30 protein-coding genes and 1 tRNA gene are annotated in these 26,391 nt (G+C 57.9%); 9 read left to right on the plus strand and 22 right to left on the minus strand.

Going from position 1 to position 26,391, the window contains the following annotated elements; translation table 11 throughout:
* From D8U18_RS00025 to D8U18_RS00040, 3 genes are all read left to right on the plus strand, one after another.
* On the plus strand, positions 1-239 hold a 239-nt coding region (locus tag D8U18_RS00025), incomplete at its 5' end, for a YajD family HNH nuclease (protein WP_131106760.1).
* 186 nt (positions 240-425) lie between these two features.
* Positions 426-896 carry an RNA methyltransferase gene (locus tag D8U18_RS00035; protein WP_056855999.1) on the plus strand — a complete coding sequence of 157 codons (471 nt, stop codon included), beginning with the start codon at positions 426-428 and terminating at the stop codon, positions 894-896.
* Positions 897-988: 92 nt separating this feature from the next.
* Entirely contained in the window at positions 989-1,360 is a 372-nt protein-coding gene (locus tag D8U18_RS00040) for a DUF2892 domain-containing protein (RefSeq protein ID WP_056856000.1), read from the plus strand.
* 78 nt (positions 1,361-1,438) lie between these two features.
* On the opposite strand, the gene D8U18_RS00045 is transcribed toward D8U18_RS00040, so the two are convergent.
* On the minus strand, positions 1,439-2,668 hold the full coding sequence (locus tag D8U18_RS00045) for a hypothetical protein (RefSeq protein ID WP_130906681.1): 1,230 nt from the start codon (positions 2,666-2,668) through the stop codon (positions 1,439-1,441).
* 37 nt (positions 2,669-2,705) lie between these two features.
* Positions 2,706-3,155: a YcgN family cysteine cluster protein gene (locus D8U18_RS00050; protein ID WP_056856002.1), complete on the minus strand. Its 450-nt coding sequence runs from the start codon at positions 3,153-3,155 to the stop codon at positions 2,706-2,708.
* A gap of 164 nt (positions 3,156-3,319) precedes the next feature.
* Here D8U18_RS00050 and D8U18_RS00055 point away from each other — a divergent pair, with 164 nt between their 5' ends.
* Entirely contained in the window at positions 3,320-3,913 is a 594-nt protein-coding gene (locus D8U18_RS00055) for a nitroreductase family protein (RefSeq protein ID WP_131106762.1), read from the plus strand.
* A 137-nt stretch (positions 3,914-4,050) separates the two neighbouring features.
* Here D8U18_RS00055 and D8U18_RS00060 read toward each other — a convergent pair whose 3' ends face one another.
* From D8U18_RS00060 to dapA, 12 genes are all read right to left on the minus strand, one after another.
* Positions 4,051-4,983 (minus strand): D-2-hydroxyacid dehydrogenase, encoded by a 933-nt coding sequence (locus D8U18_RS00060; protein WP_056856004.1) that lies wholly within the window; start codon positions 4,981-4,983, stop codon positions 4,051-4,053.
* 120 nt (positions 4,984-5,103) lie between these two features.
* Positions 5,104-5,397: a YcgL domain-containing protein gene (locus tag D8U18_RS00065; RefSeq protein ID WP_053155806.1), complete on the minus strand. Its 294-nt coding sequence runs from the start codon at positions 5,395-5,397 to the stop codon at positions 5,104-5,106.
* Positions 5,394-6,527 (minus strand): ribonuclease D, encoded by a 1,134-nt coding sequence (gene rnd, locus D8U18_RS00070; protein ID WP_056856005.1) that lies wholly within the window; start codon positions 6,525-6,527, stop codon positions 5,394-5,396. The genes D8U18_RS00065 and rnd overlap by 4 nt, the downstream gene beginning before the upstream one ends.
* 175 nt (positions 6,528-6,702) lie before the next feature.
* A complete protein-coding gene (locus tag D8U18_RS00075; RefSeq protein WP_131106763.1) occupies positions 6,703-8,352 on the minus strand; it encodes a phosphoethanolamine--lipid A transferase in 1,650 nt (549 codons plus the stop codon).
* A 256-nt stretch (positions 8,353-8,608) separates the two neighbouring features.
* Positions 8,609-8,974, minus strand: a complete 366-nt coding sequence (locus D8U18_RS00080) for a 5-carboxymethyl-2-hydroxymuconate Delta-isomerase (RefSeq protein WP_056856007.1) — start codon at positions 8,972-8,974, stop codon at positions 8,609-8,611.
* Between the two features lie 57 nt (positions 8,975-9,031).
* On the minus strand, positions 9,032-9,958 hold the full coding sequence (locus D8U18_RS00085) for a LysR substrate-binding domain-containing protein (protein WP_056856008.1): 927 nt from the start codon (positions 9,956-9,958) through the stop codon (positions 9,032-9,034).
* Positions 9,959-10,057: 99 nt separating this feature from the next.
* On the minus strand, positions 10,058-10,255 hold the full coding sequence (locus D8U18_RS00090) for a DUF1508 domain-containing protein (RefSeq protein ID WP_056856009.1): 198 nt from the start codon (positions 10,253-10,255) through the stop codon (positions 10,058-10,060).
* 308 nt (positions 10,256-10,563) lie between these two features.
* Positions 10,564-10,653, minus strand: a tRNA-Ser gene (locus D8U18_RS00095).
* Positions 10,654-10,736: 83 nt separating this feature from the next.
* The gene (gene purC, locus D8U18_RS00100; RefSeq protein ID WP_047526793.1) at positions 10,737-11,450 is read right to left on the minus strand and encodes a phosphoribosylaminoimidazolesuccinocarboxamide synthase; all 714 of its coding nucleotides are present in this window, start codon (positions 11,448-11,450) and stop codon (positions 10,737-10,739) included.
* A 28-nt stretch (positions 11,451-11,478) separates the two neighbouring features.
* Positions 11,479-12,237, minus strand: coding sequence for an MBL fold metallo-hydrolase (locus D8U18_RS00105; RefSeq protein ID WP_056856010.1), 759 nt, complete (start codon positions 12,235-12,237; stop codon positions 11,479-11,481).
* A 4-nt stretch (positions 12,238-12,241) separates the two neighbouring features.
* The gene (gene bamC / locus D8U18_RS00110; RefSeq protein ID WP_056856011.1) at positions 12,242-13,357 is read right to left on the minus strand and encodes an outer membrane protein assembly factor BamC; all 1,116 of its coding nucleotides are present in this window, start codon (positions 13,355-13,357) and stop codon (positions 12,242-12,244) included.
* A gap of 17 nt (positions 13,358-13,374) precedes the next feature.
* Positions 13,375-14,253: a 4-hydroxy-tetrahydrodipicolinate synthase gene (gene dapA, locus D8U18_RS00115; RefSeq protein ID WP_056856012.1), complete on the minus strand. Its 879-nt coding sequence runs from the start codon at positions 14,251-14,253 to the stop codon at positions 13,375-13,377.
* 328 nt (positions 14,254-14,581) lie between these two features.
* Between dapA and D8U18_RS00125 the strand changes: the two genes are divergently transcribed.
* Positions 14,582-15,142, plus strand: a complete 561-nt coding sequence (locus D8U18_RS00125; RefSeq protein ID WP_056856013.1) for a glycine cleavage system protein R — start codon at positions 14,582-14,584, stop codon at positions 15,140-15,142.
* A gap of 11 nt (positions 15,143-15,153) precedes the next feature.
* Positions 15,154-15,627 (plus strand): peroxiredoxin, encoded by a 474-nt coding sequence (locus D8U18_RS00130; protein ID WP_056856014.1) that lies wholly within the window; start codon positions 15,154-15,156, stop codon positions 15,625-15,627.
* 119 nt (positions 15,628-15,746) lie between these two features.
* Here D8U18_RS00130 and D8U18_RS00135 read toward each other — a convergent pair whose 3' ends face one another.
* Positions 15,747-16,817, minus strand: a complete 1,071-nt coding sequence (locus D8U18_RS00135) for an AI-2E family transporter (protein WP_056856015.1) — start codon at positions 16,815-16,817, stop codon at positions 15,747-15,749.
* A gap of 31 nt (positions 16,818-16,848) precedes the next feature.
* Entirely contained in the window at positions 16,849-17,088 is a 240-nt protein-coding gene (locus tag D8U18_RS00140; RefSeq protein ID WP_056856016.1) for a sulfurtransferase TusA family protein, read from the minus strand.
* Positions 17,089-17,186: 98 nt separating this feature from the next.
* Between D8U18_RS00140 and D8U18_RS00145 the strand changes: the two genes are divergently transcribed.
* Positions 17,187-18,620, plus strand: coding sequence for a M48 family metalloprotease (locus D8U18_RS00145; protein WP_056856017.1), 1,434 nt, complete (start codon positions 17,187-17,189; stop codon positions 18,618-18,620).
* Between the two features lie 64 nt (positions 18,621-18,684).
* Here D8U18_RS00145 and D8U18_RS00150 read toward each other — a convergent pair whose 3' ends face one another.
* The 4 genes from D8U18_RS00150 to rpoE form a co-directional block, all read right to left on the minus strand.
* A complete protein-coding gene (locus tag D8U18_RS00150; protein ID WP_056856018.1) occupies positions 18,685-20,112 on the minus strand; it encodes a DegQ family serine endoprotease in 1,428 nt (475 codons plus the stop codon).
* Positions 20,113-20,290: 178 nt separating this feature from the next.
* A complete protein-coding gene (locus tag D8U18_RS00155; protein WP_130904296.1) occupies positions 20,291-21,250 on the minus strand; it encodes a MucB/RseB C-terminal domain-containing protein in 960 nt (319 codons plus the stop codon).
* Between the two features lie 8 nt (positions 21,251-21,258).
* Positions 21,259-21,846: an RseA family anti-sigma factor gene (locus tag D8U18_RS00160; RefSeq protein ID WP_056856020.1), complete on the minus strand. Its 588-nt coding sequence runs from the start codon at positions 21,844-21,846 to the stop codon at positions 21,259-21,261.
* Between the two features lie 30 nt (positions 21,847-21,876).
* Positions 21,877-22,458 (minus strand): RNA polymerase sigma factor RpoE, encoded by a 582-nt coding sequence (rpoE, locus tag D8U18_RS00165; RefSeq protein ID WP_003172477.1) that lies wholly within the window; start codon positions 22,456-22,458, stop codon positions 21,877-21,879.
* Positions 22,459-23,012: 554 nt separating this feature from the next.
* Here rpoE and nadB point away from each other — a divergent pair.
* A complete protein-coding gene (gene nadB / locus D8U18_RS00170) occupies positions 23,013-24,629 on the plus strand; it encodes an L-aspartate oxidase (protein ID WP_131106764.1) in 1,617 nt (538 codons plus the stop codon).
* Here nadB and D8U18_RS00175 read toward each other — a convergent pair.
* Positions 24,598-25,050, minus strand: a complete 453-nt coding sequence (locus tag D8U18_RS00175) for a protein YgfX (protein WP_082557647.1) — start codon at positions 25,048-25,050, stop codon at positions 24,598-24,600. The genes nadB and D8U18_RS00175 overlap by 32 nt on opposite strands.
* Positions 25,034-25,288, minus strand: a complete 255-nt coding sequence (locus D8U18_RS00180; RefSeq protein ID WP_056856022.1) for a succinate dehydrogenase assembly factor 2 — start codon at positions 25,286-25,288, stop codon at positions 25,034-25,036. The genes D8U18_RS00175 and D8U18_RS00180 overlap by 17 nt, the downstream gene beginning before the upstream one ends.
* A 150-nt stretch (positions 25,289-25,438) precedes the next feature.
* On the opposite strand from D8U18_RS00180, the gene D8U18_RS00185 reads away from it, so the two are divergent.
* Positions 25,439-26,380 (plus strand): folate-binding protein YgfZ, encoded by a 942-nt coding sequence (locus tag D8U18_RS00185; protein WP_056856023.1) that lies wholly within the window; start codon positions 25,439-25,441, stop codon positions 26,378-26,380.
* Positions 26,381-26,391 lie beyond the last annotated feature (11 nt).

Raw genomic sequence — 26,391 nt, forward strand, 5'->3', positions numbered from 1 at the left:
AGTTCTCCGGCAAGCGCCTGAGCGAACTGACCGTGCACCACCGCGACCACAACCATGACAACAATCCACAGGACGGCTCGAACTGGGAGTTGCTGTGCCTGTACTGCCACGATAACGAGCACTCGCGTTATACCGACCAGCAATACTTCGGCGAAGGCTCGCTGAGCACGCCGAAAATCGCCAAGGCCACGCATAACCCGTTTGCCGCGCTGGCCGGCTTGATGAAGAAAGAAGACTGAAGGTCTTGCACTGATCGTTCCCACGCTCTGCGTGGGAATGCCGCCAGGGACGCTCCGCGTTCCGCTTTTGAATGTGACGCAGAGCGTCACGGGATGCATTCCCACGCGGAGCGTGGGAACGATCACTGACCACCCCTCCCCCAATCCCCGTATAATCGCGCTTTTTTCGCAAAAGGCACCCCGCTCGTGGCAGACAAACGGTACAGCTGCATTGGTTTGTTCAACCCCAAATCACCGGAGAACGTCGGCTCCGTGATGCGCGCCGCTGGCTGCTATGGCGTGGCGTCGGTGTTCTACACCGGCAAGCGTTATGAACGGGCCGCCGATTTCGTCACCGATACCAAGCGCGTCCATTACGACATCCCACTGATCGGCATCGATGACCTGAAGAAAATCCTGCCCCTCAATTGCGTTCCGGTCGCCGTGGAACTGGTCGAGGGCGCCCGTCCGCTGCCCGAGTACACCCACCCGGACCGCGCGCTGTACATCTTCGGCCCGGAAGACGGTTCGCTGGATAAGGAAATTCGCGACTGGTGCGAAGACGTGGTCTACATCCCGACCACCGGCTGCATGAACCTGGCCGCTACGGTCAACGTCGTGCTCTACGACCGCATGGCCAAAGGTCTCAATACTCGTTCGGGACCAAAATTCCGCTGAGTTGCCGCACATTCGATGGAACAAGCGGCACGCCTGCGCAGTCAGCTTAACTATCGATTACTGAAACAGTCCTTGCTGCCTGGAGACAGATCATGAGCGAACTCAAACGCGTAGAGCGCATCGAATCCACCCCCTTCCAGAGCCCGTCCGATCAAAACGTTCAGGGCTGGGAACGCATCGGCTCGCTGGCCGGGGGCGTGGTAATGGTCGGCAAGGGTCTGCGGCGCGGCGGCATCTTTGGCCTGATCCAGGTGGCTATCGGCGGCGTGGCCCTGGCCCGTGGCATCACCGGCCACAGCTCGGCCAAAAGCCTGCTGGAAAAAAGTCGTCAGGACATGGACAACGTGCGCGCAAGAATCCAGCGTGCCGGTGAAGAGTTGAAGACGCTGAAGGCCAATGCCGAAGCGGCGACCAAAACCGCTACGGTCACCGGCAATGATTCGTTGAAGTCGCCGAAAGCCTGAAAATCACAAGATCGCAGCCTGCCGGCGCACCTGCAAAGCTCATTTGCAGGAGCGCCGGCAGGCTGCGTCTTTTGATCTTTACCGAAGCAACTCGCTATCCAACACCCTGGAAGGCTCACCAAGTACGCTCTCACTGAGCTGCACGAACACCTTGGTATCGATGCTTTCCAGCCGCATCGCTCCGCGCACCACATCATCCAGCGAACGCTTGTTGCGCGTCTTCAGGCGAATCTCGCGGTCCAGATCCTGCAACAACACCACTGCCCTGGCCACTTGCGCCGGATTGACCTGCTCCCCGCGCAATGTCGTGACCTTCTGGCCAGACTTGAGCAGTTTTCCATGCAGGCTCTCGAACCGCTCATCGCTCATGCCGCCGGCGCGGCGCAGCAATTCAATGGCGTAGTACTCGGCAAATCCTTCGCTGATCCAGTCACTGCGCTGTGAGTCATTGATCCGACCGAACACCTGGACCAATTCACGCACCAGCGCGCTGCCGCCGCTTTCGCTGACCAGTGGCAGGCGACTGTTGAAGTAGATCGACTCATGCGCCGCCACGCTACCGCGCCACATCGGATCGTTGGCACCCACAATCAATAACTTGGTGGGGTGCCGAGGAAACACAGCTTGGACTTGCGGCCAGACAAACGTCAGCAGCGTCAGTACATCCATTCGCCGCATGCCCTGGCCTTGCGGGGACGTCACCGTGACTTCGGTTTCACCGAGCCGGGTGCGGCGGCTGCCAAGGTTGCCCGCAAGCATCCAGCCCGTGGGCCGGTCGAACAGACGGGAAACGTTGTCGATGCGGAACTTGTTCTTGCCGATTCGCGGCCAGGCCGTCTCGACGCTTTTCCAGCCATTGGGCAACTCAAACTCAAGGCGTGAAACCAGTTCGATCCCGTCCTGCTGATCAAGCCTGGCGGCGGGCACCAGATCGTCGCCGCGCATCAACGCCCAACTCGGTGTCATGCGTGTATCGAAGCTGGCGCTTTTGCGGCCATGGCTGATACGCACGCGATAGGTCAGGCTGGCCTTGTCCGACGCCGGGCGCCAGATGCCGCGGGCCTGCTTGCCGGGTGTGAGCTGCCATTGACCGTCGGCCTTGAAATCGCTGTAACGGCTGCCGTCGCCGAGGGCGAAATCCAGGCTGCGTACCGCCGAGCCCTGGGCCAGGGTCAAGCGCACTTGCGCCTGATCACTGTGCGGTAACAGCAGCACGTGGTAATCCAGATCGACCTTCTTCGCCGCCCACACCGGCGAACTCAATAGCCATATTCCTGCGATCAGCGCCCGCTGCCACCCCACAGCCATACACACTCCTTGGTGAAACCGTTGACTCGCAGTTCGCTTAACCCGCGCGGAAAATCAGGTGATCTTCCCAATCATCTTCCGGCACGCTGCCTTCGGCGAGCATGCGTCCGGACTGGGAAATACGCTCGTGGTGCACTGCGTCGCGATCACCACAGACCAGGTGATGCCAGAGTGGCAAATCCTTGCCTTCGCTGACCAGGCGATAACCGCAGGTCGGTGGCAGCCACTTGAACTCGTCAGCCTTGCCGGGCGTGAGCTGGATGCAATCGGGTACGGAGTCGCGGCGGTTCGGGTAATCGGTGCACTGGCAGGTTTTCAAGTCCAGCAGTTTGCAGGCGATGCGCGTGTAATAGACGCTGTTGTCGTCTTCATCTTCAAGCTTTTGCAGGCAGCACAGGCCACAACCGTCGCACAGCGATTCCCATTCCTCTTGATCGAGTTGATCGAGGGTTTTGCGTTTCCAGAACGGTTCTACTTTGGCGGCCATGGCTCGAGCATCGACATCAGGTGATGAAAAGGCCGCCAGTCTAGTGCCCGCAGCCCTGTGGGCCAAGCATTGGCGACTGTCGGTAGAACGCGCTTGTCAGTTTTGGCGCCGCCAAGTAGGGTTTTGCGTCGCCCCTACTTTCAAACGTCGCAAGGAATCTCTTGATGAGTGCAAACCCACGCGTTGCCGAGTACGCCATTCACCCCCAGTTCACCGATCGCTGGTCGCCCCGCGCCTTTACCGGCGAGGCCATTCCAGAAGAAACCCTGCTGAGCTTCTTCGAAGCCGCCCGCTGGGCACCGTCGGCGTACAACTCGCAGCCTTGGCGCTTTCTTTACGCGCGTCGCGATACGCCAAACTGGGAACGCTATCTGGGCCTGTTGAACGAGTTCAACCGAAGCTGGGCGCAACACGCCTCGGCACTGGTCATCGTGATTTCGAAAACCACTTTCGCGGTACCTGGCGCCACTGAAGAAACCCCGGCGCTGTGGCACACCTTCGACACCGGTTCGGCCTGGGGCCACCTGGCGCTGCAAGCGAGCCTGAGTGGCTGGCACACTCACGGCATGGCCGGTTTCGACCAGGAACTGACCCGCAAGGAGCTGAACATTCCTGAAGGCTATGCCCTGCACGCGGCCGTGGCAGTCGGCAAGCTGGGCGACAAGGCCACCCTGGCCGAGTACCTGCAAGCTCGTGAAGAGCCAAGCCCGCGTCGTCCGTTGAGCGAACTGGCCACTGAAGGCGATTTCTCCCTCTAAATGAGGGCACCGTTGTACCTGTAGGAGCCAGCCTGCTGGCGAAGAATGCCCAGACGCCGCGATCATTCAGACAGGGCACGTTATCGTTCCCGTCCATCGCGAGCAGGCTCGCTCCTACAGTTTTGATCGCACTGGGCTCAATACCCGCGATTGAAATCCACTTCCCCGCGCAATGCCTCGCCCGCCTGATAGGCCCGCAGGTTCTCGACAAACAGTTTGACCATCAACGATGGCGAAGTCGGTGCCGAACTGTGTCCCGTCAGCAACAGACCCCAGGCTGTCCAGAACGGATGGCGCTGCGGCAGTGGCTCCTGGCGGCAGACATCAATCACCGCACCTGCCAAATGACCTTCTTTTAAGGCTTCCACCAGATCAGCATCGACCACCGCAACGCCACGCCCGACATTGATGAACAGTCCGGTTGGCTTGAACTGCCTGAACAGCGCCGCATCGTAGATATCGTGGGTGTTTGGGGTGTTTGGCAGCAGATTGATTACATAATCCACTTCACCGACCAAGCGCGGCAAATCCGCCATCGTGCCGACTTCGACAAATGGCGCCTGCTCCCGGGCACTGCTGGCAATGCCATACAGTTCAACGCCAAACGGCATCAGGAACTGCGCAACGGTCTGGCCGATGTCACCCGTGCCGACAATCAGCACCTTGCGCCCCGCCAGGCTCTGACCATGGCGACTGTCCCATTTGCGTTCGACCTGGCTGACCAACCGCGCCAGCACTTCGCGCTCATGGCCCAGCATGTAGGTGAGCACATACTCGGCCATCACCTGGCCAAAAATCCCCACGGCGCGGGTCAGGCGGTAGTGCCGCGGCAGGCCGTCCGCCAGCAGCGGCGTAATGCCAGCCCATGTCGATTGCAGCCATTGTGGTTGGTGACCCTGGCGCAGCAAAGTCGCCAGTAAATCAGGCTGGCCGAGCCAGATCGGGCAATCGGCAGCCTGTCGGGCCAGTTCGGCAGAGTCGCCACTGGTCAAGACTTCCAGATCAGGCGCGGCCTCCCGCAACAGGCGGGCGTACACCGGGTGGTCGTGTTCAGCAATCAGAACGCGCATGCATCAAACCTTTCAAAAACAGTGCAGACGGCCGCCGACAGAGCTTCGCCCTGCCAGCGCGACCATCGCCAAAATCATTCCAGTGTTTCATCAAGACTCTGAACAGAGCCTGTCTACCGATCACATAGGGTCGTTGCGTCGCAACAACTCTTCCGGCAAATGTTCGATGTACTCGTCCTCGGCCGGTGGCATTTGCAGGTGGTAACCCTGCTTGTCGAGGTTCTCCAGCACCACCGTGATGTCCTCGCGCGACAGTTTGCGCTCCGGGCTCAACACCAGGTCGAAGGCGTGGATGGCTTTGCCGAAGGCGGCCATCAAGGTTTCCGGTACGCGTTCCAGAGCATCGCTTTTGAGTACATAAAGGTACATTTCATTGCGTTTGGTGCTGCGGTAGATGGAGCAAATACGTTTCAAGGCTGTTCTCCGGCGGTGGCCAGGCTGTCGAGCAGCGCCTGGCCCATCAATTCGCGGCGCCAGCCACGCAGCGAATCAGGCAATTGGTAGGGACCATTGGGGAAGCCGCTTTTGAGCAGCGCTTCCAGGGTTTTCTTGCGCAGCATCAGTTCCGGCGCAATGTTCAGACGCTCGGCTTCAACCTGGCCGATGGCTTTCAGCTGTTTGAGCAGTGCGGCGGCGTCCACTGGCAACGGCTCCGGCACGGCGGGCGGCCATTGATCGGGCGACACACTGCCAGAGCGCTTGATCAGATCAAGCAGAAACTCGCCGTCCTGACGCACGGTACGCGGATGCATGTCTTCGATCTTCGCCAACGCGCCAAGGTTGTCTGGCTGCGTGCGCGCCAGCGGCCACAGCGAATGCTCGCGGATGATGCGATTGCGCGGCAGGTCACGGGCACGGGCTTCTTTTTCGCGCCACGCGCAGAGTTCACGCAGTACCGCGAGTTGAGCGCGGGATAGCTTCCAGGCCAGTTTGGCGTCGCGATAGACCTCGTACGGGTCGATCTCGCGGCGCAGGTTGGCGACCAGTTCGGCACCGTCCTCCAACACCCAGGCATATTTGTCGTCGGAAAGCTTCGGGCGCAGTTTTACGAACACCTCTGCCAGATGTACGGCATCTTCCGCGGCGTAACTGATCTGTGTTTCGGAAAGCGGACGTTGCAACCAGTCGGAACGGGTCTCGCCCTTGGGCAGATCGATGCCGAGCACTTCCTGCACCAGTCGCGAATATCCCATCGAGAACCCAAGGTTCAGGTAAGCGGCGGCCAGTTGCGTATCGAACAGCGACGCCGGCAGGCTGCCGGTCAGGCGCAGCAAGACTTCAAGGTCTTCACTGCACGCATGCACGACTTTGACCACGGCTGAGTTTTCCAGCAACGCGGCCAGAGGTTGCCAGTTATCGATGGTCAGCGGATCAATCAGGTAAGCGCGTTCGCCATCGCCAATCTGCAGCAGACCTGCGATCGGATAAAAGGTGTCGACCCGCATGAATTCGGTGTCGAGGGCAACGAATGGCAACTTTTGCCACTCGGCGCAAAATTGACCGAGGCTATCGTTGTCGCGAATCCAGTGAATATCGATGGCCACACGGCTCTCCCTTGAAGAATGGCCCGCAGTATATATCGCCCCCGGCGATTTCCGCGCATCCACTGAACAAGAGCATCAACGAAAACACCTGGCGTACCCGAAGAATAGCCCGTCAACTCCCATTCGACCTGCCTTGCCGGGCATGCAGGCCAGACCATCAAAGATCACGCTGCGCTCATTTATCGGCCAACACGCCATCGATCACTGCGGCGCGGCATCCGGCAAACATATCCAGATCCTGGTTATAGACTTTGCTGTTGACCTCCAGCAACCCCAGCATCGAGTGGAACAGGTTGTCCTGGCTAAGAGGCTTTTCACGGCTTAGCTGCAGACAATGGGTGTCGACGGAGAATGACTTTTGATAACTGTCGGAGAACCAGGCGAGCATCGCCACATGCTTTTGTTGGTCCGGCGCCAGCATGTACGGCGTGCCGTGGAGGAAAAGGTTGTACTCGCCCAGGGATTCGCCATGGTCCGACAGGTAAAGCATCGCCGTATCGACCTTGTCCTGATTGTTGCGCAGCAAATCGATCAGTGTCGACAGCACATGGTCGGTATACACCAGGGTATTGTCATAGCCATTGACGATACTTTCACGGCTGCAATTGTTCAGCGCATTACTCTCACAAACCGGCGTGAATCGTTCGTACTCTTTCGGGTAGCGCTTGAAGTATTCCGGGCCGTGACTGCCCATCTGGTGCAACACCAGTACCGTGTCTTTATCCAGGTTATCGATGAAATGCTGCAGGCCTTGGAGCAGGATCTCGTCGCGACACTCACTGTTGGCGCACAACACCGGGTCCTTCAACTTGCTGACATCCTCGAGCGTGACCCGATCACAAGTGCCTTTGCAGCCCGACTGGTTGTCGCGCCAGATCACGTCCAGACCCGCGCGCTTGAGCACGTCCAACAGCCCCTCTTCGTTCTTCGCCTTGCTCGCGCTGTAATCCTTGCGCCCCATATTGGAAAACATGCATGGCACCGAGACGGCGGTTTCAGTGCCACAGGAATGCACATCGGTAAAGGCGATCAGGCCGGCTTCTTTACTCAGCGTTGGCGTGGTGTCGCGGTCATAGCCGAGGATGCCAAAGTTCTCGGCCCGGGCGCTTTCACCCACCACCAGCACCGTCAGGGATTTGCGGCCATGGGTCTGCCAAACCGGATTTCGCTGGGCGTCTTCGCCCACAGTGGCAAAGGGTTGCCGGGCAGACGCGACCTGCTCACGCAAGTAGCCAAAAGATGCCCCGATGTAGTTGCTGGGCACCACCATCAGTCGCAATTCGTGGTGATTGCGAAACAATGAAGCAAGGCCCTGATAGTTGACCAGTGCCACACCGCCGATGACGGCTAGCGACGCCACACTCACCAGAACTTTACTCAACACTTCACGGTGCCAGCGACGGTAATTGATCGGTGTTTTCCACAACAGCAACGACGGCAATACACCCAACATCAGAATATAAACAAACAACTTTAGTGACAGTAAGTCACGAACTTCCGTGGCATTGGTTTCAGCAAAGTTACGAAACATGCCGGCATCGATCAGTACGCCGTACTGACTCATGAAATAGGCGACGCCAGCGCTGACCATGAACAACAGCATCAAAACCGGTTTCATGACTGGCCGGAACGCCAGCAGAGTCAAGACAATGTTGAAGGCTGCAACGATCATCGCCGCGAAAGCCAAACGCATGACGATGCCCGCACCATCGGCAGCGGTGATTTCAAAAAGATGTTTCCAGAGAACCAGGTTAAATCCGGTTAATAGAAAGGTGCTGGAAATCAGTGTGACCCATTCGGGGCGCACGGCTTTAATTTTCAACATAATGATCGGCGGTTCCTGAAAAGAAGTGCCTGCTGTAAATGCGAAAATTTCATTTACGGCGACAGCACTAACTTTAGGTACACGACTATCAATTTTTTGTGAAAAATTAGCCAACGATTAGTTGGCATGCATGATCATGCAAGAACTTTAAACTTGTTTGAGAATGATTCAGCTCGGGTTCAGGCCAAGGCTCGGCAAGGCAGCTTGTTGCGCGAACAGATCATCAAGGCCTGTGCCGAGCTGTACATCAGAAAACTCAGACGCCGATGGCGGCCTTGGCGTAGGACTCACGATCGATGTCGAGGATTTCCACGCACAGTTGCACTTCAACGCCCGCCGGCCACTCACACAGGTCCTTTACCACCGCCAACAAGCTTTCGGACAACTGTTGTTTGATCTGCGGCGAACGTCCACTCAACACCGCCAGTTTCACATGCACGAAGCCTCGCTCAGCCAGAGCCGTCCCGACCTTGTACGTTTCGACTTTTATTGCGCGACTCTTGATGTCAAATTCGGCACCGAATTGACCGGAAGCCACCAGCGTATTGTTGAGCCGCATCAGCGCCACATCGGCATTCAGATCAGGCAGATTGGCGGTATATTCCAGGTGCAGGTGAGGCATGGCGGGATTCCTGTAGATCAATGGCAAGTACGTACATATAGCACAGCGCTGCCGTGGTTATTGGGGTAGCGACATCAGATCGCGTTCACCCATGAATGCTTCAATTCGTGACCGCAACCAGCGTTCGGCGGGATCGCTGTCGGCATGACTGAGCCAGACCATGGACAGTTCCAGGGTCGGGGTCTTGAACGGAAACGGCTCCATGAACAACTGACCCGAAGCCGCCATCGCTGCAGCGGTGTAGTCCGGCAGGCTGGCAATCAGATCGGTCCCGGCAAGCAACGCTGGCAGCGAACTGTATTGAGGCACCGAGAGCACCACCTGACGCGACCGACCGATCTGCGCCAACCACTCATCTGCGAAACCGCTGACGTTGGCGATATGGGACACCAGCACATGCGGGCGCGAGCAGTATTCATCAACCGTCAATGGCGTATCGCATGCGTCGGCGCGCAATACGCTGGGAGAGATGTGACGCAGCAATTTACGCTTGGCATTGGCGGGCAGGCCGCGAGTCTGGCTGATACCCACCGTAATATCCCCCGACGCCAGCAGGTCTGGAATTCGCCAATAATCAACATTCTGCACCACGAAAACCACCTTCGGCGCCTCCTGGCGCAACGCGCGCAGCAGGGGCGGCAACAGGCCGAACTCGACATCGTCCGACATCCCTATACGAAAGGTCATAGTGCTGTTACCCGGGTCGAAATCGTGGGTCAGGCTCAACGCCACCGATAACGAATCCAGTGCCGGCGACAGATAGCGAAAGATCTCTTCGGCCCGCGCCGTCGGCTCCATGCGATGACCGACGCGAATGAACAAAGGATCATCGAACATCGTACGCAAGCGGTTGAGCGCCGAGCTGATGGTTGGCTGGCCGAGAAACAGCTTCTTCGCCACCTTGGTGACATTACGCTCAAGCATCAGCGACTCAAACACCACCATCAGGTTGATGTCGGCCTTGCGTAGTTCGTTGCGATTCATCCATTGCCCCGGCGCTAAAAAACTGCCGACAGTTTAGGGAGATGTCGCAATCGGCGTCTATATAACGAAGCTGCCCTGATATTGAGCAGCTTCGACACGTCATGCCTGGAGCTGCTTGACCGGCGTCAGGTCAGATGTCCCCTTGATCAAGCTGATTGCATGCACGCAATCAGCTTTGTTGACGTATGCCTCGCCACTGGCGATCGTTTCATGATTCCCTGCCCGCAAACGCCACCTCCACTGACCTTTGCCAGTCAGGATCGAGCCGCGGGTTTGCCTGTAAATCTCAAAATACATAGTTCGCTCCTTGCGATGGCTGATTACAACAGGTCGCTGACCTGTGCATGCCAGAGTAGATGAGGTTTTTTTCGAGGGAAGTCTGGGGGTGTCAGAGAATATTTCGGGAGAAAACGCTGAACCTCGGGGGCGGCCAATGGATTAAGGGAGCGGTAAATTCAGCGACAACAGAGAGTAATTTTTCTCGTAAATCGGCGTATTTTTCCTACATCGAAACGATGCTCGGTCCGACGATCAATCATCGACAAAAAACCGGACAAACAAAAAAGCCCCGTAGCTTGTTCAGCTACGGGGCTTTTTCTATGTAATGGCGGAGAGATAGGGATTCGAACCCTAGGTACCGGTGAAGGTACAACGGATTTCGAATCCGTCCCATTCGGCCACTCTGGCATCTCTCCAACGGCGCGCATCATAACAACACTTTTGCCGGAAGCGAACCCCCTGAGCGAAATATTTCTGTGCTATCAGATGCTTGCGTCGATTAAAGCGGTACGCCCAGACGGTTGGCGACTTCTTCGTAGGCTTCGATGACGTCACCGAGGCCCTGACGGAAGCGGTCCTTGTCCATTTTCTTGCCGGTGGCCTTGTCCCACAGGCGGCAGCCGTCCGGACTGAACTCGTCACCCAGGACGATGGTGCCGTCGTGGAAAACGCCGAATTCCAGTTTGAAGTCGACCAGCAGCAGGCCGGCGTCGTCGAACAGTTTGCTCAGGACTTCGTTGACCTTGAGCGACAGTTCTTTCATGCGAACCAGTTGCTCGGCGGTGCCCCAACCGAACGCCACGACGTGGGATTCGTTGATGAACGGGTCGCCCTTGGCGTCGTCTTTCAGGAACAGTTCGAAGGTGTAAGGGTTGAGCTTCATGCCCTCTTCAACACCCAGGCGCTTGACCAGGCTGCCAGCGGCGTAGTTACGCACAACGCATTCAACCGGGATCATGTCCAGTTTCTTCACCAGACACTCATTGTCGCCCAGCAGTTTGTCGAACTGGGTCGGCACACCGGCGGCTTCGAGTTTCTGCATGATGAAGGCATTGAACTTGTTGTTCACCATGCCTTTGCGGTCAAGCTGCTCGATGCGCTTGCCGTCGAACGCCGAAGTGTCGTTACGAAACAGCAGGATCAGACGGTTAGCGTCGTCGGTCTTGTAAACCGACTTGGCTTTGCCGCGGTAGAGTTCTTCACGTTTTTCCATGATGGGCTCCGCTTGCTAAGTAGATGGGCTAGGCGATATGTCGCCAGTCGAGCCCTGAATCTTGATCGGCCAATTGCAGCCAGTCCGGGTCGCACCCGAGGGTGTCGACAAAACATTGCCGGGCCAGCTGCGGCAGGTTGTTCTTGCTGCTCAGATGGGCCAGGACCAGGTGTTGCAGGCCTTGCCAGCCCAACTCGGACACCAGGAATGCCGCCTGGTGGTTGTTCAAATGCCCCAGTTCACCGCCTACCCGTTGCTTGAGAAAATACGGGTAGTGACCGCGAGCCAGCATGTCACGGCAATGGTTGGCCTCGATCATCAACGCATCGAGGTCCCGATAACCGTCCAGCACCTTGTCGCAATACGAGCCGAGATCGGTCAACAGGCCGAAGCGCCGCTCACCATCACTGAAAACGTATTGCGTCGGTTCCTGCGCATCGTGGGCCACGGCAATGACACCAATGCTCAAGGCACCGATTTGCAGTTGCTCGCCACCGGCCAGAAGGCCTGCGGGTTCAATCGGTTTGCGCATCCCGCGCAAGGTCCCGCGACTGAGGTAGACAGGCAGATTGTAGCGCCGAGACAGCAAACCCACGCCATGCACGTGGTCGGCATGTTCGTGGGTCACTAGTATCGCGCTCAGCTGCGCAGGGTTCACACCCAGGCGCAGCAGGCGTTTTTCGGTTTCCCGCAGGGAGAAACCACAATCCACCAGCACATACGTTTCAGCGCTGGCTATCAGCGTGCCGTTCCCTTGGCTACCGCTGCCGAGAACGGCAAAACGCATTTGATCAGCCCAGGTTGTCCTGAATGACGCTCAACACTTTGCGCGCGACGTCAGCAGGCGCGACAGTGTTGATGTTTTTCTCGACGGTAACCTGAACGTTTTCGCCAACCTTGCTCAGGCGAACCTGATAACGCTCGGCGCGGGCTTCAACTTCTTCCTTGTTCGGCGCGCTGCCGAACAGGCTGCTGAAGAAGCCAGGCTTGTCGTCTTTCTTCTCGGCTTTTTCGGCCAGGTTGATGTAGTACAGGCCCAGGCTGCGGTTGATGTCCTCAACGCGCCACTCGCCTTGTTCCAGCGCACGACCGACGCTCGACCAGGCACGGTCCAGATCGGTACCGACGTTCAGCACCGGGTTGCCGCTACCGTCTTCGCTGAGGCTGACACGGCTTGGCGCATCGAAATCACGCGAAGCCAACATGGAGACAGAACCGCCCTTCTCGGAGATGCGGCTCATGCTCGCCAGCATGTCGTCGACCAGTGCAGCATCGAGGCCTGTGTTGACCGAACGGTTGGTGAAAGCGACGTCGGCAGTGCTGCCGGCGGGACGCTCGGCGCTGACCACGTAGACTTCACTGGTATTACGCTGCACGCCCGGCTCGATACGTACCCGTACACGGGTTTCGCTGTCGGTGCTGACACCGGCAGCGCTCAGGCGCTTGGCCATGGCAGCAGACAGTTCGTCGGAACGCTGCCAGGTGGTGGTGAACTCACCGGTTTGCGGGCGCTGTTCATCCAGGCGGAAACCGTTGTCCTGGAAGAACTGAACAGCCACGGGCCAGATTTCGGCCGGAGGGTTCTGCGCCAGAATCGAGCGTGAGTCGCCGCTTTTTTGCAGCGAGTACGGGCTGGCATCGGCAGCGGCCGACAACGGCTGCGGACGAGGCACAACATACTCGCCCTTGGCGGTGTCGTCGGCGACGTTGCGCGGGATCGGCAACAGCGGATCCAGACGCTTGGCGGTGGTGATGTCGGGTGGCAGTTGCATCGGTGCAGTCTGTTGCGCTTCCAGGTAATCACTACCACGGTCACGGAAATAACCTTCCGGGCCCCAGATCCATCCGCAGCCACTGGTGCTGGAGATAATCAAGGCAAGTGCGGAAAGTCCGGCCATTCGCTTCATGCGTAGTACTTCCTCAATTAAACCAGGACGCTGCACTGGCGCAGGGCCGTGCGAAGCGTTTCATGACAAGGTGCGCTCAGCCAGGTCAGCGGCAGGCGAATGCCTTCCTGCATCAGGCCCATTTCAACCAAAGCCCACTTCACCGGAATCGGGTTGGCTTCAATGAACAGGTCTTTGTGCAGAGGCATCAGTTTTTCGTTGATTGCACGGGCGGTCGCGGCGTCGCCCTTGAGAGCGGCTTCGCACAGATCGGCCATTTCGCGCGGAGCGACGTTGGCAGTCACCGAGATGTTGCCCTTGCCGCCCAGCAGGATCAGTTCGACAGCGGTCGGATCATCGCCGGACAGGACGATGAAATCCTTGCTGACGCCATCGAGGATGGCTTTGGCGCGTTTCAGATCGCCGGTCGCTTCCTTGATGCCGATGATGTTCGGCACGGTGGACAGGCGGATGACGGTCTCGGCCTGCATGTCGCAGGAAGTGCGGCCAGGAACGTTGTAGAGGATCTGAGGGATGTCGACGGCTTCGGCAATGTGCTTGAAGTGCTGGTACAGGCCTTCCTGGGTCGGCTTGTTGTAGTACGGCACGACCAGCAGGCAAGCGTCGGCGCCAGCCTCTTTGGCGTTACGGGTCAGCTCGACGGCTTCGCGAGTCGAGTTGGCGCCGGTACCGGCAATCACCGGAATGCGACCGTTGACCTGCTTGACCACGGCTTTGATGACGGCAATGTGTTCTTCGACATCAAGGGTTGCCGACTCGCCGGTAGTTCCGACTGCGACAATGGCATGGGTGCCGTTCTCGAGGTGGAAATCCACGAGCTTGCTGAGGCTGGCCCAGTCAAGACGCCCTTGTGCATCCATGGGTGTGACCAGTGCCACCATACTGCCCGCAATCATGAAACCGCTCCTGCCGGAAAAAGAGAGCGGTAATGGTACTGGCGCCAAGATGCTTGTACAAGCGAAGTACTGCGCTGCCGCCATTCCCCTTGGCGTCGCTTTTCGCTACCCTTCAGACTTTGATCGATACTGACAAGCTCGTACATCGGGTTCGAGCCTCCAATTTCGGCATCACAAGCCCCGTCCCAGCGTTGCCACCCTCCGCTCCTGCCATACTGGAGCACGTTGCAGCCTGCGCCCGGAGCTTTCTGAATCCGCATTCGCAGGCTCACTCCCGGCAGAACGAGCCGATAGAAGTACCGACCGCTCATCGCTTTAGGAATGCTGCATGTCCACCCCCACAGTTCGCGAACAATTCCTTGTCATCAGTGCCCTCGGCGCCAACCCCATGGAGCTGACCAACGTCCTGTGCCGTGCCAGCCATGAAAACCGCTGCGCCGTGGTCACCTCCCGCCTGACCCGTCATGGCGAGTGCAGTGCGCTGGTTCTCGAAGTCTCCGGCAGCTGGGATGCCCTGGCACGCCTGGAAGGCAGCCTGCCGGTACTGGCCAAACGGCACGCCTTTACCGTCAACGTGGTACGCAGCGCGGCTCTGGAGAATCGTCCCCAGGCCCTGCCTTATGTTGCTTATGTCAGTTCGGCCTACCGTTCCGACATCATCAACGAGTTGTGCCAGTTCTTCATGGATCACAACGTCGAGCTGGAAAACCTGACCTGCGACACGTATCAGGCACCGCAGACCGGCGGGACCATGCTCAATGCCACATTTACCGTGACGTTGCCGGCCGGCGTGCAAATCAGCTGGCTGCGCGATCAGTTCCTGGACTTCGCCGACGCGCTGAACCTGGATGCCCTGATCGAACCGTGGCGCCCACAGAACCCAATGTAAGGAAGCTTTTCATGGCCGTTGCCATCGACCAACCGGTTGCCGACTTCGAAGCACCCGCCACCAGTGGGCAGACCGTCAGCCTGGCGAACCTCAAAGGCAAGCAAGTGGTGATCTACTTCTATCCAAAGGACAGCACACCGGGCTGCACGACCCAGGGTCAGGGCTTTCGCGATCAACTGCAGGCTTTCAAAGCCGCCAATACCGAAGTGTTCGGGGTTTCTCGCGACAGCCTGAAGTCCCACGAGAACTTCAAGGCGAAGCAGGCGTTCACGTTCGAGCTGATCAGCGACAAGGAAGAAGCGCTTTGCCAGCTGTTCGACGTGATCAAGCTGAAGAAGCTTTACGGCAAGGAATACATGGGCGTGGATCGCAGTACATTCCTGATCGACAAGGATGGCGTCTTGCGTCAGGAATGGCGCGGCGTGAAAGTGCCGGGGCATGTTGATGCCGTGCTGGCTGCCGCTCAGGCGCTGAACAAGGCCTGATACCAAAAAGATCGCAGCCCATGGTCCTGCAAGAATAGAGTTCGTCGCCGTTTCTGCGCATCGAACCCAATCCCGCAGGAGCTGCCGCAGGTTGCGATCTTTTTTCGTTTCACCACAATCTACAGCAGTGGCGCCACGACCGGCTCCTTGCGCGGCCACGCGTCCAGCACCGCCTTGAACAGTGTCGCCAGGGGAATGGCAAAGAACACCCCCCAGAACCCCCACAGCCCGCCAAACAGCAGCACTGCACAGATGATCGCCACCGGGTGCAAGTTGACTGCCTCGGAGAACAGCAGCGGCACCAGTACGTTGCCATCCAGCGTCTGGATGATCCCGTACACCGCCATCAAGTAGATGAATTCATCGCTCCAGCCCCACTGGAACAGTGCAATCAGAAACACCGGCACGGTCACCACCACGGCGCCGACATAAGGCACCACTACCGAAATTCCCACCAGCAATGCCAACAGCGCCGCGTAGTTGAGTTCCAAAACAACGAAGGCGATGTAGGTCACGCCACCGCAAATGAAGATCTCGATGACCTTGCCGCGAATGTAGTTGGCGATCTGTCGGTTCATGTCATGGGCGACCCGGGTGATCAATGCCCGCTCGCGTGGCAAGTAGCCACGCACCCACTGGCCGATCATGGCTCTATCCTTGAGAAAGAAGAACACCAGGATCGGCACCAGGACCAGGTAGATCATGATATTCACGAGCAACGGCAGGCTCGATAGCGAGAACGTCAGTGCCCACTGGCCAAATTTTCCGATCTCGCCCCGCGCCGCTTCGATGGCCCGCAGCACCTGCTCGTCGGATACCAGATGCGGGTAACGCTCGGGCAACAACAACAATAGCGATTGCCACTTGGCGAGCATGCCCGGCAATTCATTGAACAACGTGATCAATTGATGCCAAAGCAGCGGCACGACCACCACGATGAATACCAGCAGCACCCCCATGAACAAGGCAAAAACCAGCCCCACCGCCACCCAGCCCGGCACGCGCATCCGTTCGAGCGCTACCACCAACCCTTGCATCAGGTAGGCCAGCACCATCCCGGCCAGCACTGGCGCCAGCATGCCGCCCAGGGTGAGGACCGCGGTGAACGCAAGAAACAGCAGCACCGCCAACACCACTGCTTCTTCATCCGAGAAATAGCGCTGAATCCAGTCGCGTAACACTTTGAACATCAATAATCCTTAAGAACAAATGCCGCAGGTTTCAGGCTTTTTTCAACCAGTAACGGTAAACGCCCGCCTCGTCTTCTTCACGAAGCAGCGTATGACCGGCCAATCGGGCAAAGGTGCGAAAGTCGCGCTGCGAGCCCGCATCGGTGGCAATGACCTTGAGTATCGCGCCACTGGCCATCCGATTGAGTTCCATCTTGGCCTTGAGCAACGGCAACGGACAATTCAGGCCGCTGGCGTCCAGCTCAACGTCATGGGCTACAGCATCGATCATTGCATCACTCCGGGTCGGGTAGTCGAGTTGCCTAGAATATCTGGTCGCAGGGCTGGTGTCCGGCTACAGTAAGCTCTTTGTCGACTAAGGCTCTGTGCATGACTTTTTTGCGCCCTACCCTGCTGACGCTCGCTTGCCTGCTCGCCTCACCGGGCTTCGCCGACGACCTGCCGTCACTCGGCGACGCCAGTTCTGCCATTGTCTCGCCGCAGCAGGAATACCAGCTGGGCCGTGCCTGGCTCGCGCTTTTGCGCAGCCAGGTGTCACAACTCAACGACCCGCAACTCAAGGACTACGTCGAATCCAGCGTTTATCGCCTGGTCGAAACCAGCCAGGTCAATGACCGGCGTCTTGAGTTCATCCTGATCAACAGTCCACAACTTAACGCTTTCGCAGCACCCGGCGGCATTGTCGGGGTCAACGGTGGTTTGTTCCTCAACGCCCAGAGCGAAGGCGAATACGCTTCGGTACTGGCGCACGAACTGGCTCACTTGTCGCAGCGCCACTTTGCCCGTGGCGTTGAAGCACAACAACGCATGCAAGTGCCGATGATGGCCGCGCTGCTGGCCGGTATCGTGATTGCCGCAGCCGGTGCCGGTGATGCCGGGATCGCGGCCATTGCGGGTACGCAGGCGGCGGCGATCCAGGAACAACGGCGCTTCTCTCGCCAGAACGAACAGGAAGCCGACCGTATCGGCATCCTCAACCTGGAAAAAGCCGGATACGATCCGCGCTCGATGCCCTCCATGTTTGAGCGCCTGGGGCGGCAGTACCGTTTTGATGCCAAGCCACCGGAATTCCTGCTGACTCACCCGGTTACTGAATCGCGGATCGCGGACACCCGCAACCGCGCCGAACAGGCGCCACAGGGTGGTATCGAAGACACCTTGCGTTATCAATTGATTCGCGCTCGCGTTCAATTGATCTATGAGGAAACGCCAGGTTTGGGTGCCAAGCGCTTCCGTGCCCAGCTGGATGAAAACCCGAAAAGCGATGTTGCTCGCTACGGCCTGGCCATCGCCCAGGTCAAGGGCGGCCAATTGAACGAGGCACGGGAAAATCTCAAGCTGTTGTTGGCCAAGGCGCCAAACGAGATCATCTACAACCTCGCGCAGATTGATCTGGATATCACCAACAATCGGCTGGCCGACGCGCAAACGCGGGTTGACCGGATGCTGACTCAATACCCCGGCAACTATCCACTGAACCAGGTGCGTGTCGATCTGCTGCTGAAACAAAACCGCGCCGCGGACGCCGAAAAAGCGCTGGAAGGCCTGCTCAAGTCACGCCCGGACGATCCGGACGTGTGGTATCAGGTGGCAGAAACGCGCGGCTTGTCGGGCAACATCATCGGCCTGCATCAGGCACGGGCCGAATACTTCGCGCTGGTCGGCGACTACCGCCAGGCCATCCAGCAACTGGACTTCGCCAAGCGCAAGGCTGGCACCAACTTCCCACTGTCGTCACGTATCGATGCCCGCCAGCGAGAGCTGATGGAGCAGGAGCGCATGATCAAGGACATGATGGGATAATTTGAAACCCGCATAAAAAAACCGCCTCTTTCGAGGCGGTTTTTTTGTTCAACCTGCAACCGGTTTATTCAGCCAGTTTGAAGGTGATGAAGCTGGCGCGCCCCTGACGCAATACACGCATCGACACCGAACGATTCTTCGGCAGCGCCTTGGCGATGTCAGTGAATTGCTTGGTGGACTCGATCGCCTGGTTGTTCAGGTGAGTAATGACATCACCCGGTTGCAGACCGATCATCGAGGCAGGACCTTCCTGCACTTCCTTGATCACCACGCCACTTTTGAGGTCGTAGGTTTTCTTCTGTTCCGCGGTCAACTCGACAACCGACACACCCAGGCGATTGCTGCTGCTCTCTGCACCAGACTTCGGCAATGCATCAAGTTCCTTGTCTTCATCAGGAATGGCTCCAACCGTCAGTTCGACGTTCTTGCGCTTACCCTCGCGGATCACTTCCAGATTAGCCTTGGACCCCGATTTCAGTGCACCCACCAGATGCGGCAGATCGGCGGACATGACGATCGGCTGACCGTTCATGCTCAGAATCACATCACCCACCTGCAGCCCACCCTTGGCAGCCGGACCGTCATCCTGGATCTGGGCAACCAGCGCACCGGCCGGTTTTTCCAGGCCGAACGACTCGGCCAGATCCTTGTTCACTTCCTGAATCACTACACCCAACCAGCCACGGCTGACTTTGCCGCCACTTTTGAGCTGATTGGAAACGTCCATGGCCACGTCGATTGGAATCGCGAACGACACGCCCATGAAACCACCGGAACGGGTGTAGATCTGTGAGTTGATGCCAACCACTTCCCCGTTGAGGTTGAACAACGGACCACCGGAGTTGCCCGGGTTGATCGGCACGTCGGTCTGAATGAACGGCACATAGTTTTCATTCGGCAGGCTACGACCGACGGCGCTGACGATGCCTTGAGTGACGGTGTGGTCAAAACCGAACGGCGAACCGATCGCCACAACCCATTGACCGGCCTTCAGATCCTGGGATTTGCCGAGTTTGAGAACCGGCAGATCCTTGCCTTCGATTTTCAGCAACGCCACGTCGGAGCGAGGATCAGTACCGACCAGTTTGGCTTTCATTTCACTGCGATCGGCAAGACGCACAAGAATTTCGTCAGCGTCAGCGATCACATGGTTGTTGGTCAGAATGTAGCCATCTGGCGAGATAATGAAACCCGAACCCAGGGATTGGGCTTCGCGCTGACGATCGCCGCGCGGCGATCGCGGTTGCGGCGGCATGCCGCGCTCGAAGAATTCGCGCAGCATTGGCGGCAATCCTTCAAGGTCAGGCATCTGCTGGTTCACTTTACGATCCGGCAGCTTCTGCGTGGTACTGATGTTCACGACCGCGGGCGACGCCTGTTCAACCAGTTGCGTAAAGTCAGGCAATTCGACTGCTTGTGCAGCGACCGACTGACCGAGCACCAGCACGGTGGCAAAAATGGAAAGATAAGTCTTCAAGCGTGGTATCGACATACGGCTCCCGTTACGACGAGCATGGTTAAGCGATATGGAGCAAGGAACACCGGAAACGATACGCCGGTATTTTTGTTCCGGGAACAACAAACAAGGCCAGAGCCGAGGGGCTCTGACCTATAAAAAATTTTGGGGGGATTTGCAAACTGAAATGCTCACGAAACATTTCGACTGCAGCTCACTGCTTGGTTGCAGTGGCGTCGTTGCGCATGGACAAGGCTATCCGTTCAGCGGTGCCGACCGGAATTTCACCCACTACCGTCACCATCATTTCACCTTGCGCAGTGGTCAATCGCCGGGATACAGCCACCGTTGGCCCCAACTGAGTGCGGGTATCAGTGACGGCAGCGCCGTTCAATGGCTCAAGGAATACAGAAAAACGCGCCAGACCATCGTCATACATCAGGCTATTGACCTGGGTTTTGGTCTCGGGATCCTTGCGTACCGTGCTGCTGGTCAGCTCGAATCCGGGTGGCAACCAGTCTGAATGCCAGGCCTGGGCTGTCTTCACCGCCGAAGCCTTGTCACTGTCGAGGTTGACCGCCTTACAATCGCTGCCGGGCTGCAAATCGCGATCGGACGGAACATCAGCGGTGTCCAGTTGTGTGAACTGGAATCGCTCAAGCAGGCGCCCCTTGTCATCGAGCAACAACGACTTGAGTGGCAGCCCGGTTTCCTTGTCCAGGTGCAACTCAAAACCGTAGCGGTGCTGGTCGCGAGGCGTCAAAGACACAATTACCGCTGAACGCCCGGCAACACGCGACTTGCCGATAACAGCAAGGTCATACCAATTCTTGAGCTTTTGTGGATCAAGTGCACGAGCGGCGGAATTGGGAGAGTCCCCAAGCCCAGCTATCAGGGTGCCGCTGACACATTGTGTCTGACCATCAACGCGCACAACCTCCTGAGCCGATCCGTCGAGCTGGAGTAAACGCTCGCGGACTTTTCCATCATGGACGCGGTGCCAGATGTTATGGGTAGAAAAACTACCGTTACGCTCGTAGACGAAGGTACCGAAGAAGCTTTGCTGTTGCTCGGCCTGACCAAGACGGGTCAACCAGTCCTGGGCTTCATCGGCGTGGGCTGGAACAACGAACCAGCCACCGAGCAGAAGCGAAAGTAGAGGTTTGGCGCGCATGATCCTCCTTAACGGTTTTCCAGGCTTGCGGCACGAGCGTAAGGCAGAGCGCTCTCAGTGCCCTTCAATGCAGCCTGTTGAGCATGTTGGCGCAGGTAGCTTGGCAGACGCTGATCATGCCAGCCTGGCTGACCTTGCAACACACCGTTGGCCATTGGACCAGTGGCTTCCGAACTCTCATTGTAGCCTGCCAGAACAGCCGGGCCCTTGACTTGAGGAGCGGCCAGATTCTGTTGGCTGGACTGTTGAGCCAGTTCGACACCGGCGATCTCGTCCTGGTTGTACAGGCGAACGCCCGCCAGTACGGCAACCGTTACCGAAGCAGCGACAGCCAGACGACCCAGGCTGCGCCATGGACCACGAGTGGCTTTTGCCGGTACGGCTTCGTCAGCCAGGGCTGCCGAAACGGCCGCAGCAATGTCCAGACGTGGAAGCAGCAGATCCTTGTGCATTGCTGCCCGAGCGATCTGATAACGAGCCCACGTTTCACGAGTTTCAACATCGTCACAGGCACTGAGTACCCGACGCAATTCCAATTCGTCCGCTTCGTTATCCATCACTGCGGACAGCGATTCCTGCAGGGCTTCACGACTCATGGCGTTCCTCTCTTGGCTGTCGCCGCTGTCTCAGTTTTCCTGCAACAACGGTTGCAGGGCTTTATCGATGGCCTCCCGAGCGCGGAAAATCCGGGAGCGCACGGTACCCACCGGACACTGCATGACGCTCGCAATGTCCTCGTAACTCAGACCATCGAATTCACGTAAAGTTAAAGCCGTACGCAAATCTTCCGGCAGTTGCTGAATGGTTCGATGGACGGTGCCTTCGATCTCATCCCGCAGCAAAGCCCGTTCTGGCGACTCGAGATCCTTGAGGCCATGATCGCCATCGTAGAACTCTGCATCCTCGGAACTGACATCGCTATCCGGCGGCCGGCGGCCGCGTGAAACCAGATAGTTCTTCGCCGTGTTGATGGCGATGCGGTAAAGCCACGTATAAAACGCGCTGTCTCCGCGAAAATTTCCTAGTGCACGGTAGGCCTTGATAAAGGCTTCCTGTGCCACATCCTGGGCTTCATGGGTGTCGTGCACAAAACGCACGATCAACCCGAGAATTTTGTGCTGGTATTTCAGCACTAGCAGATCGAACGCTCGCTTGTCGCCGCGTTGAACGCGTTCGACCAGCTGCTGATCCTCTTCCTGGGTTAGCATGAACACTCCTCGATAAGCTCGAAGGAGGCTTGCACAACTAAACGTCCGGACTTGCAAACATAGACTCGGGCTTTTCGCAAAAGTTCTCCCCCTCCAGGCAAGTTTCCTGCGGGCTCTGATCGGCACGCACGAAAAACGCAGCGCGAGATTCCCCGGCTGCGCGAATAATCTTGTCATCGGTTTCGCTGGCAAGGATCCAAAGCAGATCCCGCGCTGAAGCCGACACTGTCCCTTGAATCAGGCAACCGTCTATTGATCTTGGGCCTTTGGCAAAAGTTCCAAATATTTATAGCTGCATGAACCGACATTGTGCGACCGTGCGGCGAAAAAGACTGTTAAATCCACGATACAGTTCAGTTGTCGCCAAATCGACCAAAAAAACATCCGACGAAGCGTCAGCTCTTTTCCATCACAGTAGTTTCACAATGCCATATAGGCTCGGCTATTGTGCCGATCCCCCCCTCTATATACTAGTGGGCTGTTCGCGAACCTGACTCGCCTGTCCAGTTGTCCAGCGCCTCCCTGACCCGGGTCGCTTTGAGCGGAATCCTGAAATGAGCCAACAGTTTCAACACGATGTTCTGGTAATTGGCAGCGGTGCTGCCGGCTTGAGCCTGGCGCTGACCTTGCCCGGTCATTTGCGCATCGCTGTCCTGAGCAAAGGCGACCTCGCCAATGGCTCGACATTCTGGGCGCAGGGCGGTGTCGCTGCGGTACTGGATGACACCGATACCGTCGAGTCCCATGTCGATGACACCCTGAATGCCGGCGGCGGCTTGTGTCACGAAGACGCCGTACGCTTCACTGTCGAGCACAGTAAAGAGTCGATTCAATGGCTGATCGACCAAGGCGTACCCTTTACTCGTGATGAGCAATCGACTGTTGAGGACGGCGGATTCGAGTTCCATCTGACCCGCGAAGGTGGACACAGTCATCGACGTATCATCCACGCCGCCGATGCTACCGGTGCGGCGATTTTCAGAACCTTGCTGACCCAGGCCAGGCAACGGCCGAACATCGAACTGCTGGAACAGCGCGTCGCCGTCGATCTGATCACCGAAAAACGCCTGGGCCTAGAAGGCGACCGTTGCCTGGGCGCTTACGTGCTCAATCGTGGTACCGGAGAAGTCGATACCTATGGCGCCCGTTTCGTGATCCTCGCGTCCGGTGGCGCAGCCAAGGTCTACCTTTATACCAGCAACCCCGATGGTGCCTGTGGTGATGGCATTGCCATGGCCTGGCGCTCGGGATGCCGGGTGGCGAACCTGGAGTTCAACCAGTTCCACCCGACTTGTCTGTACCACCCGCAGGCCAAGAGTTTCCTGATCACCGAAGCCCTTCGCGGCGAAGGCGCGCACTTGAAGCTGCCTAATGGCGAACGCTTCATGCAGCGATTCGATCCCCGCGCCGAATTGGCGCCCCGGGACATCGTCGCACGGGCCATCGACCATGAGATGAAACGCCTGGGCATTGACTGCGTATATCTGGACATCAGCCACAAATCAGAAGACTTCATCAAGACGCACTTCCCGACTGTCTACGAGCGTTGCCTGGAATTTTCCATCGACATCACCAAGCAACCGATCCCGGTGGTTCCGGCCGCGCATTACACCTGCGGCGGCGTTATGGTCGACCAGCAAGGTCGCACCGACGTACCCGGGTTGTACGCAATTGGCGAAACCAGCTTCACCGGCCTGCATGGCGCCAACCGCATGGCCAGCAACTCGCTGCTGGAGTGCTTTGTCTACGCGCGCTCGGCGGCTGCGGACATCATTGAGCAGTTGCCGCAGATTTCTGCCCCCATCGCCCTGCCCGCCTGGGATGCGAGCCAGGTAACGGATTCCGATGAAGACGTGATCATTGCGCACAACTGGGATGAGTTGCGTCGGTTCATGTGGGACTACGTCGGCATTGTGCGCACCAACAAGCGTCTGCAACGGGCCCAACACCGGGTGCGGTTGCTGCTCGATGAAATCGACGAGTTCTACAGCAACTATAAAGTCAGCCGCGACCTGATCGAGTTGCGCAACCTGGCTCAGGTGGCCGAATTGATGATTCTGTCAGCCATGGAGCGTAAAGAAAGTCGCGGCCTGCATTACACCCTCGACTATCCGAACATGTTGCCAGTGGCGCTGGACACTATTCTGGTGCCGCCCACCTACGCCGACTGAATTTGAGCCGAACCCGCAGGCGTCGGTGTATATCCGCCGCCTGCGAATCCCGGGGTACGCAAATGGCCCGGATCCGTCGCTCACCTTGCAGGCGAAAACGCAGCACCACCACCCAGGGCAGTGCCAAACTATCGGGCCGCAGCTGCACCGATTGCCACCCCGCCGCCCGATTCCATAACTGCCAGCCATCGGCATCGCGACGCAAGCCCAAAAACGCTTGTGGGTGTGTCAGCAGAATCTGGCGTGGCAGTACCCGAATGCCATGGAGCAGGCAGCACAAAGCACCCGACAGACTGGCCCAGAGCGGTAATTCAAGAAGAAGCAACGAACCCAGTGCGAACAACTGGGCAAAAACGTAAGCCGCCAGCAACTGCCGCGAGGCATGCCAGCGGCATTCGAAAGAATTACTTGGGCTGGACACGATCCAGGATCATGCGAACCATGCGCTGAAGCTCCGGATCTTCCGATTCGTTGCGCTCCATGAACCAGCCGAACATGTCCTGATCCTCGCATTCCAGCAAGCGGACGTACAACGCACGATCCACCTCGTTCAGACTTGCGTAAACCTCTTTCACAAACGGCACCAGCAACACGTCAAGTTCAAGCATGCCGCGGCGGCTGTGCCAGTAGAGGCGATTCAGTTCAACATCTTCGACCATGGAGCGCTCCTCAAATAGGCCGCAAGTATACAGCCCCGCGCTTCGCCGAACAGTCGGCTTTGGTCGGGCACCGGCGATCCTTTGTGAACTACCCATTTCGAAGGCGCCCCCTTATCATGTCCCCCAGACTCTTTAACCCTGCGATGACCCATGGCCGATTCTGCTTTTTTCTGCACGCTGTCTCATGAAGGTGTTCTGGCGGTCCGCGGCGCGGACGCCGGCAAGTTCCTGCAAGGCCAATTGACCTGCAACCTCAATTACCTGAGCGACACACAGTCCAGCCTCGGCGCGCGCTGCACCCAGAAAGGCCGGATGCAATCGAGCTTCCGTATCCTGCTCGAAGGTGACGGCGTCTTGCTGGCCATGGCCAGTGAACTGCTGGAACCTCAATTGGCGGACCTGAAAAAATACGCTGTGTTCTCCAAGTCCAAGCTGACTGACGAAAGTGCTGCCTGGATTCGTTTCGGCATCGAGCATGGCGATGCTGCAATAAAGAGCCTCGGACTTGACCTGCCGGCAGAAACCGACAGTGTTGTGCGTCACGACGGTTTGATCGCCATTCGCATTTCACCCGAGCGTGCCGAACTCTGGGTCGCTGCCGATCAAGCCGACAGCATCAAGGGCAAGCTGTCCGCCATGCTGGCCGAAAGCGACTTGAATCAGTGGCTGCTGGGCCAGGTCCGTGCAGGGATCGGCCAGGTCATGCCCGGTACCCGCGAGCTGTTCATTCCGCAGATGCTCAATCTGCAAGCTGTCGGTGGCGTGAGTTTCAAAAAAGGCTGTTACACCGGTCAGGAAATCGTTGCCCGGATGCAGTACCTGGGCAAACTCAAGCGTCGACTCTATCGCGTGAAACTGGATGCCAGCGACCTGCCTGAGCCCGGTACCCAACTGTTCTCCCCAAGTCACAACAGTTCAATCGGTGAAGTGGTGCTGGCAGCCCGTGGCGAAAACCACATTGAACTGTTGGCCGTATTGCAAGCCGAAGCTGCAGAAGGTGGCGATATTCATGTGGGTGCAATTGACGGCCCTGCGCTGCACTTGCTCGACCTGCCTTATCAACTGGACCGTGACCGCGAAATCCAGCGTTGAACGCAGTACTT

This window comes from Pseudomonas sp. Sample_10 (assembly GCF_004321495.1).
In the GTDB taxonomy this organism is placed as follows: Bacteria; Pseudomonadota; Gammaproteobacteria; order Pseudomonadales; family Pseudomonadaceae; genus Aquipseudomonas.